Raw genomic sequence first — 9,507 nt, 5'->3', positions numbered from 1 at the left:
TGGAGCGTGAAGATCTGGTTGTAGAGATCGGCGGGCAAAAAGGTGTTCTCGGGAACCGCGAGCTGGGTACGCATCAGGAGCCCGAGGCAACCGGCGAACACGAGGAAGACGAGGGAGGCGGCGGTGTACCACAGACCGACTTCGGAATTGTTGACGGCGGACCAATACCTGAGACCCGTCGGTGTCTTCCACGCCGTCAGGAGACGTTCTGCCTGCGCGCGCTGCCGCTCCGGGCTCGGCGCCTCGGGCGCGGGGTCACCGCGGCCGAGCTTCTCCCCGATCTCCTTCGCGCTCACTGGAGGCTCTCCATATAAGCGGCGAGCGCGGCGAGCTCCTCCGCCGGGAGCATCCGGAATCGTGGCATTTGGGCCCCGGGTTTCACGTCTTTCGAGAACGCGATCCAGTGCTCGAAAGCGGAAACGTCGTTTTCTAGCGTGGCCGCCGCGAGACTCACGCGGCTTCCCACGTGGGTGAGGTCCGGCCCCACGACACCGTCCGCTCGGGTACCGCGGACGGTATGACAGGCACCGCAGCCGCTCTCGAGGAAGAGCTCGCGTCCCCGGGTCACGATGGGATCATCCCGGGACGCGCCCGGTGAGCGCTGGTGCTCGAGCCAGGCCTCGAATCCGTCCTCCTCCATGACGACGACGAAAAATGCCATCCACGCGTGCGACTCGCCGCAGTATTCCGCGCAAGCGCCGCGGAAGGTCCCCGTCCGGGTCGGCTCGAGCACGAGCCTGGTGGTGCGGCCGGGAATCATATCGCGCTTACCCGCGATCGACGGCACCCAGAACGAATGGATCACGTCCGGGCTACTCAGCACGATCTCGACGCGCTCTCCTACCGGCAGGCGAATCTCGTTGGCAAGCTCGAAGCTCTCACCGTCCGGCAGGCGATAGCGAACCCGCCACCACCATTGCTCGCCACTCACCTCGATCTCGAACCGCGTCGACTCCGGGCCCGTCTCGAGTCCGGGCATCAGAGATAGCGCGTACACGAGGAGGACCGCGAGGACGACCGTCGGCAAGGCGACGCCTCCGCCGATGATGAGCCGGTTCGCCGCTCTTTGCGAGTGCTTTTCGGGACGGAGATGGATGGCATAGACGGCGAGCACCACGACGGCGAGCCAGATGACCACCGCCCCTCCCGCCATCCACCAGAACAATTCCGCGATGCGCTCGGCGGACACACCGGCGGTATCGAGAGTCGATTGGGGTCCATCACAACACGTCAGGACGAGCGCCATCGCCTGGGCCAGTGGAGCTGCATCGAGAGACGAGGAGGCCCCCATGCCCGAAGCTCTTCAGTTTCTCCGACGGATGGCGTCGACGAGCTCAGCCTTCGTCATACGACTCCTGCCCTCGATGTTGAGCTCCTTGGCACGATTCCGCAGCTCTCGCACCCCCCGTTCTTCGAGCGCGGTGTTCGGGTTGCCGGTTCCGGTGGTCGTCTTGTTTCGAGTCTTTCCCGCCCGACGTCTCTCCTTGTTGACCGTGCGTGCCGCAACCTCGGCGGCGCGATCCTCACTGCGACCACGCTCGATTACGCTCTCCTTGATGTGCTGATATTGCCGTTCTTCCTTGTCGGTCCAGCTCTCTCGGGGCATCTCGGTCGTTCCTCCTGACTTTCCTTTCCATTGCGACAACGGAACTTAACGCGAAGGCGCTCCACGACGGCATTCGGCGTTTCCGGCAGGTAAGAGGGGCTCCAGACCCTAGGGGACGCTACCGGTTTGGCTGTAGCCGGGAGTCAGATATCGCCGGCTTCCAACACGACTCGAGCCGACTGCCTCACCGCCGAGTCCTCGATTTCCAGCAGACTCAAGAAAAACGACTGGACGCTGGGCGAGCTGGTCGAGCCCCGAAGAAGCTCGTACAGTCGCATGAGGGAGTTCTCCGTCTCGAGAACGTGGGCCACGATCGCATCACGAGACGAGGGTGAATCGGATGCACGGTGTCTCATCGCACGCTCCACCTCGGCGTTGGGATCGAACTGGAGCCAGGTATCGAGAACCGAGCCGCCAGTCTGTTGCGCCGACTCCACGGCACGCTCGAGTGTGGACTCGTGCTCGTCGATCACGGCGAGAAGCAACGCCGTGCGCTCGTCGTCCGCCTCGCTTCGAGCCTCGCGGACCGCGTCGCACAGACGACGGTGCACCGAACGCACGTGCTCGACGATGTCTCGAATCGTCTGATATGCCACGAGTGGCCTCCCGCTGACTTACTGTGAAAGGGATCGTCGCAACTGACTCAGAACAAGCATGGCCATCATTCTCGACGAGAGATACCTCTCTCAGGAATCGGGTGCATCATGGAGAATCGCATGGAGGCGATGCCTGAGCTCACGTTCTCGCTGTATTCATGACGTCCAGGTATGGCCGGTTAGACGTAATTAAGGTCTCTACGGTATTCGTTGCCAGCGGCGGGCTTGCTAGCCTCCGAGAACAACGGAACTGCAAAAGGAGGCTGCATGGATTCCCGAACCTTGAGAGAAAGCACCACCATCAAGGCGATGTCGATTTTTCTCGGCGTCGTGTACCTGTTCACCGGTGGGCTGAAGTTGGCCGGCATGGAGATGATGATCGAGAGCTTCCGCGGCTGGGGCTACTCCGTTACGTTCATGTACGTCATCGGAGTGCTGGAGGTCGCCGGCGCCGTCATGCTGCTTACGTCCCGTATGCGAGTTTACGGGGCAACGCTGATCTCGATCTTGATGATCGGAGCCGTCTTCACCCATCTGCGTGCGGGAGAGTGGATGATGGTGCCAGGACCGATGATCATGCTCGCTCTGGCGGCAACGGTCGGGTGGGCCGAACGCACCGCCGCCTCATATCTACGAGAAGGTCACGTCTGAGCTGAAAGGCTATGGCTCGACTGGGAGGGCTGGCCGGCTATTCGAAGAGACGCTGGATGAGCTGCTTGGGATCGACCGGCTTGAGGAGATGGCCATCGAATCCCGCATCGCGAACCGCGGCCAGAGACTCGTCGTCGGCTCGGCCGGAGACGGCGAGGACGAGGAGTCTCTCCCCACCCGGCGCGCTGCGGACCCGGCGACACACCTCGTAGCCGTCCATTCCCGAAAGCCCGAGGTCGAGCACGAGAGCATCTGGTTCGAACGAGGCAGCGGTTTCCAGCGCCGAGGCACCATCGCGGCAGACCTCGGTCTGGAATCCCGCCGAGCTCAATAGGACGGCGAAGCTTCTGGCACTGTCGAGGTTGTCATCGACGACGAGAACCTTCCGCTTCTTTCCCGGACGGAGTTTGGCTTCTTCAGATGGCTCGCTCTTCGGGAGCCTCAGCTCGAGTCGAAGACCCTTCTCGTACGGTTCGCCCGAGAGGTTACCCCCGCACGATCGTACCCTTTCGCGCGAGACCCAGAGGTCGAGCCCGTCCTTGAAATCCGGTGAAAAGAGCTCGGTAGGAACCGTGGATACAGCCAGTTGAGGAACTTCGAAGGTAAGGTCGACGTAGTCTCCTCGCCGCATGGATAAGCGAATCTCAGCGCCTTTTTCCGTGTACTTCGAAAGGACGTGGACGACGTTCTCGATAATTCGTCTCAGCACTCTCGTATCCACGGCCACCCAGACCCCGTCGCTACTGGTAAACGAAAGACTCCGATCTCGCAGGAACGGCCCGAGTCCCTTAAACGCTCGCTCCACGATCGGCGAGACTTCGGCGTTTCCGTCGACCCGATTCGGAGGACATGCGCGATCGAGGAAGTCCTCCGCCTTTCTCAAGACATCGTATACGTTACGAAACGTTACCTCCTTCAACGATCTTTGGGTGGGATCTGCGGAGTTCTGGAGAAGCGTCATGGTTACGCCGTCGAGTAGATTCCTGAGATCGTGCACCAGGCCGGACAGAAACCGCTCGACTTCAATGCTGGTGAACGCCTCGGCCTCACGCCGTGTCATGATCCTTGTCTTCTTCTTCCAGCTCGGCAGCAACTGCGGTGAGCCAGGCGTTGAGCTGTTCGGCATCCACGGGCTTGAGAAAGTAGTGATCGAAGGTTTGTGCCGCAACTTTGTCCTCGCCCCGCTCCTTGAACCCCGAGATACCGGCGATGAGCATCGGTGTCGAAGCCTCGGCACGCAGGCGCCTGGCCACCTTGTAGCCATCCATACTCGGAAGTCCGACGTCCACTAGCACGACCTGCGGCCTCGCCTGACGGGCTGCTGCGATGCCTTGGGGGCCGTCATGGGAAAGTGTGACTTCATGACCTCGGGATTCCAGTCTCTTCTTCAGTCCGAGCGCTAGATCCTTGTTGTCTTCGATAACCAGGATTCGCAACGGTCGCAGGGCATCCGTGGACGCGTCGCCGTCGGAAAGGGGCTCACCCTGGTGGATAGGAAGCTCGACGGTAAAGGTGCAGCCCATTCCTGGGCCCTGGCTTCGAGCCGTGATCGTTCCCCCGTGCAGCTCCACGAGCTTCTTGACCAGGGTCAGACCGATGCCGAGTCCGCTGCCAGCGCGGCGGAGTGACTCGCTCACCCGAACGAACGGCTCGAAGACCACGTTGAGATGCTCTTCCGACAGGCCCTCGCCATCGTCGTCGACACGGATAATGACACGATCGCCACGGCGTTCGGCAGACAGCTCGATGCGTTCCCCTACGTTCGTGTACTTGATCGCATTCGACAGGAGATTGCCGAATATCTGTTGAATTCGCGCCGCGTCGGCGAACAGATAAATCCTCTCGTTAGGGAGGCGCATGTGAAAGTCGCGGGGATCGTCCTGGAGGCGCTCGCGCACCGCATCTCTCGCGGCCTCGACACAGGCCGACAGCGACACGACCTCCGGCCGCAGCTCGAGCTGCCCTCTGGTGATCCGCGAAATCTCGAGAATGTCGTCCACCAGCCGCTTGAGCTGACGCGTTTGCCGCTCGATCATCTTCTCGGCCCACTCCCGGTGCTCGTGGGTCGAGTCGCTCCGAAGGAGCTCGATTCCGTTCACGATCGCCCCGATGGGGTTTCGCAGTTCGTGACCGAGCATCGCGAGAAAGTCGTCCTTGAGCTTACTCGCCCTCAGGGTCTCGGCCGCGGTGCTCTCGCGATCGAGCTCCAACCCCTTTCGCGCCGTGACATCGATGTGGACGCCGACCAACCGAATCGGAGCGCCTCCGTCGTCGAATTGGACCCTTCCCTTCGCCCGGATCCACCGCTCTCGGCCGTCGCGTCGAGGTACGCGGAACTCGGTTTCATACGTCGCTGCTCCGGAGAGCGCCTCGCGCACCACCCGCTCGACTTCGTCTCGGTCATCGGGGTGGATGAGCCCGATCCAGCGTGGGTAGCTCAAGTTCTCTTCGGGCTCGAGACCAAAGAGCCTACCGTTTTCCTCCGAGCTAACCGACACATCGTCCCGGACGTTCCAGTCCCAGGTGCCGACCCCTCCGACTTCCTGGGAAAGCCGAAAACACTCGAGAGCCTCTTCCCATTCTGCCGTCCGAGCGCGCTTCGTCTCGCGCGGGGGAGATTTCGCCCTGTTTCCGTCGACTTCGTCGGACATCACTGTTCTCCGTGGAGATGGGAACAGGTTGCCGGTATGCGGCCGCTCTCCGACAGCCGGATCGCCACTATACAACGGTTCACAGGCTCGAGGAAATCCAACCCCTCCCTTCGGTGTCGCGGAGGCCGAGCCCGCTAGGCTCGCACCCGGGTCGGGGCGGCGAGCTCCAACGTCATCGGGGTAGAGCCACATCCGGCTGGCGAGATAAGAGACGTACATCCCGATCAGGATGACCGACTCGAGCTTTGATAACCTCCGGCCGGAGAGCAGAAATGTGAATATCACGATCGCGGTGCCGATCTTCACGGGAAGATCGAACTCCAGCACGACGTCTGGTACGCTGTATCCGGAGATCAACATCCCCAGGCCGAGGGCGAGCATGGGGTTGGTGATGTTCGAGCCCACGAGCGTCCCCACGGACAGCTCGCTCCGTCCTTTCCGGATGCTGGCGAGGGCGGTGCTCAGCTCGGGGAGCGATGTGGAAAGGCCTATGACCGAGACCCCAATCAGAGAGCCCCCGAGCTCGAAGCGTTTCACCAGGTGCTCCGCCACCTGCAGGACGAAATGTCCGGCGAGCACGATGGCGCACAGACCGCCGACGATCCAGGTCCAGTGACGCCAGGCGTCCGTCCGCGAATCGGTCTCTGGCGGCGGGACCTGCTCGGCCGCTTCGTCTCGGGATGGGCTTCGGTAGATGACGACGAGATACACCAGATAGCCCGCCATGAGCACGGCGCCCTGAGCCCGCGAGAGCCATCCGTTCCATCCGAAGGCCAGAACCAGAGCGGCCACGCCGATCATGATCCCGAAATCCCGGTAGAGAAGCGTCTTGGTGAATGTCAGCGCACCGGCGAGGGCGACGATCCCGATGAGCAGGTTCTGCTGGGCGATGTCGGAGCCGACGTTGGTGCCCAGCACGGTGGCTGCGGCAACGTCGGGATCGATGCGGCCGGCGAGGATGTCCGTGCTCGCGATGACATGCGTCAGGATCTCGGGGAGGGAGGTCCCGATGCTTATGATTGCGAGTCCGATGAAGCTTCCCGAGATGCCGCGCTGCTCCATGAGGATGGCGGCGTGGCTGACGATCTTTTCGGAGCCGCCGATCAGGACTGCCAGCGAAAGAAGGCCGAGAACGCCGTCGCCCAGCATCGGCTACCTGGTCATTTTCATTTTCAGCTCAGGCCCGATTATCGCGCCGGATTTCGGCCACGATGGCTTCGAGCTCGTCGATGTGAGCCGGCTTGACGACGTGCGCGTGAAAGCCCGCCTCGAGCGAACGTTTGCGGTCCGCTTCGTCGTAGCGGCCCGAAAGGGCGAGGAAGACGGCGTCGCGAAGCGATGTCATTTCCTTCACTTGTGCCAACAGCTCGTGCCCGGTCATGTCGGGCAGGCCCAGGTCCAGGATCACGACGTTGGCATCGAACCCGCGCAAAGCATCGAGGGCCGCCTTCCCGGACGAGGCGGTGCGCACCTCGTGGCCGCGGGATTCGAGAAGAATGCGTTTCGACTCCAGGAGATCCTCGCTATCGTCGACGAGCAGAATGCGATATCGCTCTACGTGCTTGCGCTCGCGATCGTTTCTCGCGCAGCCTTTCTCCTCCGGCAGAGGCTTCTCCCGAGGCTCTCTCAGGTACCGCGCGATCAGGGCCACGAGCTCGCCGCTGTGGATGGGCTTGGAGGCGTAGTCGTTGCAACCGGCCTCGAGGCATCTTTCGCGCTCCCCACGCATCGCGTGGGCGGTCAAAGCGATGATAGGATTCTCGAAGCCGTCGCCTCGGAGACGCGACACGGCCTCGTAGCCGTCCATACCCGGCATTTGCATGTCCATCAACACCAGGTCGAAGGGCTCGTCTGAGTTTGCCGCACGGGCCACGGCGTCGATGGCATCTCGACCGTCACTCGCGGTCTCGACCTGGGCGCCGGCTTCCTCGAGAAAATGTTTGGCGAGAGCACGAACTTCCCGGCGATCGTCTACTACGAGGAGACGGCCATCGAGTCTCGGCAAGGCTCGGTCGCCTCTCGCGTCCGGTGCGACGATCTCCAAGCTCGGTTCGACCAGCGGCACCCCCTCCAACGGTCCTGCGGCCACGGTGAGCTGGAACGTGCTCCCCTGGCCGAGCTCGCTCTCGACACGGATCTCTCCTCCGAGCAGGCGAGCGAGCCGCTGACTGATCGTCAGCCCGAGACCGCTTCCGGTGAAACGCCTCGAGGGGGAGTCGTCCGCCTGGGCGAACGGCTCGAACAGCTTCTGCTGTTTTTCGAGAGAGATGCCCACGCCGGTGTCGATGACCTCGAACTGGAGCTCCTCCGTCTCCCGGAGCAGCCTCGTGAACAGCCGCACGCTCCCGTGCTCGGTGAACTTGATGGCGTTGGCCACTAGGTTCAGAAGGATCTGCCGCAATCGGTTCGGGTCACTCTCGATCGTCTCGGGAAGCTCACCGTCGAACTCGATGAAGAGATCGATTCCCTTCTCGATGGCTTGCGCTTCCATGAGCGAACGCACTTCGGTCACGACGGAGTCGGGCCGGAATCGTTCGATTCGAATGTCGACCTGATCGGCCTCGATCTTCGACAAATCGAGGACATCGTTCAGGATCTCCAGTAGATAGCGACCATTGCGACGGATGGTGTCGACATAATCGAGCGCTTCCGGCTCCTCCGAGAGGTGCTTCGCCAGAACGTCTGCATAGCCGAGGATCGCGGTCATCGGCGTTCGGATCTCGTGACTCATGTTGGCGAGAAATTGGCTCTTGGCCCGGCTCGCCGACTCCGCCGTGATGCGGGCAGTGCGCAGCTCCTCTTCGGCACGCTTGCGCTCGGTAATCTCCCGCAGCGTTCCGATCAGTCGGATCGCTCGCAGTCCCGACGTCGTCTGTCCAAACTGTACTTGGGCGTTGGCCACGAGCCAGATCTCACCACGGTCGGGAACCTCGGTGCGAAATTCGACTCGAGAGCGTCCGTTGGCGGCCCCCTGCGCGGTGCTCTCCAGCATTTTTTCGACGGCTCGCCGGTCCTCGGGATGCACGCGCGAGAGGGCCTCTTCGATCGAGAGCGTTTCGCTGGAGACGCCCAAGATCTCGCGAGCGCGCCGGTCGAGAATCATCGACTGGTCTTCGAGGTCGATCTCGTAGACGCCCAGCTTGCCCGCGGCGAGTGCGAGCCGCTGATGCTGTTCCGAATGACGCAGCGCTTCCTGCGTCTGCTTGACGTCGTGCACATCGGTGGAGGTCCCGAACCACTCCAAAGGACGCTCGTCGCGGGAGCCGAGCGGCACCGCACGCGTGACGAACCAACGGTAAGAGCCATCGCGCTGTCTCACGCGATGCTCTACTTGTAATGTCTTTCCGGTCGTACGGCATCGGAGCAGAGCTTCCCGGGTTCGTCCCTTGTCCTCGGGATAGAGGCAATTCATCCAACCGGCTCCGAGCGCTTCGGAGCCCTCCTTGCCGGTCCTTTCGGAAAAACGAGAGTTCACGTACGTCCACTCGAGGCGCTCGTCGGCCCGAAAGATGATGTCGGGAACGTTGTCCGCGAGCACGCGGAGCCGCTCTTCACTCTCGGTGAGCTCGGTCATGTCGGTGAAGGTGACGACCATGCCGTCGCGCCGGCCGTCCCGAGTCCGGTAAGCGCGAACCCGCCGCACGAACCAGCGACCTTCGGTCGTCTGTACGACGTGCTCGATCATCGGTTCGGCTTCGGAAAGGTCGGAGGGATCCGGCATCGGCGGCATGTCGCGCACGCTATGCGTTTGATGCCACAACGGTCTTCCGATGTCGCTGTCGATCAAGTTGTAGACCCTCGTTACCGACGGGGTGAAGCTGCGAATGCGAAAGTCGTCCTCGAGGATGATGACCGCAATCTCCGTACTGATAAGAACGTTTTGAAGATCGGTGTGTGCGCGCTCGAGTGCCTCGTTGGCGGCCTGGATCTCTTCCTTGCGGGTTTCGAGCTCTTCGTTGGCTGATTGGAGCTCTTCGTTCATCGAGCGCAGCTCTTCGTTCGA

Annotated in this window: 8 protein-coding genes; 1 reads left to right on the top strand and 7 read right to left on the bottom strand. The window is 62.2% G+C overall.

The annotated features are described in order from the left end of the window. The 4 genes from VEK15_21055 to VEK15_21040 form a co-directional block, all read right to left on the bottom strand. Nucleotides 1-296, bottom strand: a 296-nt coding sequence (locus VEK15_21055) for a cytochrome ubiquinol oxidase subunit I (GenBank protein HXV63201.1), incomplete at its 3' end; no start/stop codon positions are given. Continuing rightward, nucleotides 293-1,291 (bottom strand): cytochrome c oxidase subunit II, encoded by a 999-nt coding sequence (gene coxB, locus VEK15_21050; protein ID HXV63200.1) that lies wholly within the window; start codon nt 1,289-1,291, stop codon nt 293-295. The genes coxB and VEK15_21055, both read right to left, overlap by 4 nt. Nucleotides 1,292-1,303: 12 nt before the next feature. Then, nucleotides 1,304-1,606, bottom strand: coding sequence for a Rho termination factor N-terminal domain-containing protein (locus VEK15_21045; GenBank protein HXV63199.1), 303 nt, complete (start codon nt 1,604-1,606; stop codon nt 1,304-1,306). 143 nt (nt 1,607-1,749) lie between these two features. Next, nucleotides 1,750-2,202 (bottom strand): hypothetical protein, encoded by a 453-nt coding sequence (locus VEK15_21040; GenBank protein HXV63198.1) that lies wholly within the window; start codon nt 2,200-2,202, stop codon nt 1,750-1,752. 267 nt (nt 2,203-2,469) lie between these two features. Here VEK15_21040 and VEK15_21035 point away from each other — a divergent pair, with 267 nt between their 5' ends. Continuing rightward, nucleotides 2,470-2,853 (top strand): DoxX family protein, encoded by a 384-nt coding sequence (locus VEK15_21035; GenBank protein ID HXV63197.1) that lies wholly within the window; start codon nt 2,470-2,472, stop codon nt 2,851-2,853. 37 nt (nt 2,854-2,890) lie between these two features. Here VEK15_21035 and VEK15_21030 read toward each other — a convergent pair whose 3' ends face one another. The 3 genes from VEK15_21030 to VEK15_21020 form a co-directional block, all read right to left on the bottom strand. Further along, nucleotides 2,891-3,913 carry a response regulator gene (locus VEK15_21030; GenBank protein HXV63196.1) on the bottom strand — a complete coding sequence of 341 codons (1,023 nt, stop codon included), beginning with the start codon at nt 3,911-3,913 and terminating at the stop codon, nt 2,891-2,893. Further along, entirely contained in the window at nt 3,900-6,653 is a 2,754-nt protein-coding gene (locus tag VEK15_21025) for an ATP-binding protein (protein ID HXV63195.1), read from the bottom strand. The genes VEK15_21030 and VEK15_21025 overlap by 14 nt, the downstream gene beginning before the upstream one ends. A gap of 28 nt (nt 6,654-6,681) precedes the next feature. Continuing rightward, nucleotides 6,682-9,507 (bottom strand): response regulator (locus tag VEK15_21020; GenBank protein HXV63194.1); only part of this gene is annotated, 2,826 nt, incomplete at its 5' end.

This window comes from Vicinamibacteria bacterium, assembly GCA_035620555.1.
Classification (GTDB): Bacteria; Acidobacteriota; Vicinamibacteria; order Marinacidobacterales; family SMYC01; genus DASPGQ01.
Note: the sequence above shows the minus strand (reverse complement) of the source record. Positions and strands in the feature narration are given on the sequence as shown.

What these genes read in the sequence shown, in the direction of transcription:
- VEK15_21025 (HXV63195.1), bottom strand. Translation starts at nt 6,653, where the DNA reads ATGCTGGGCGACGGCGTTCTCGGCCTTCTTTCGCTGGCAGTCCTGATC.
- VEK15_21045 (HXV63199.1), bottom strand. Translation starts at nt 1,606, where the DNA reads ATGCCCCGAGAGAGCTGGACCGACAAGGAAGAACGGCAATATCAGCAC.
- VEK15_21035 (HXV63197.1), top strand. Translation starts at nt 2,470, where the DNA reads ATGGATTCCCGAACCTTGAGAGAAAGCACCACCATCAAGGCGATGTCG.
- coxB (HXV63200.1), bottom strand. Translation starts at nt 1,291, where the DNA reads ATGGGGGCCTCCTCGTCTCTCGATGCAGCTCCACTGGCCCAGGCGATG.
- VEK15_21030 (HXV63196.1), bottom strand. Translation starts at nt 3,913, where the DNA reads ATGACACGGCGTGAGGCCGAGGCGTTCACCAGCATTGAAGTCGAGCGG.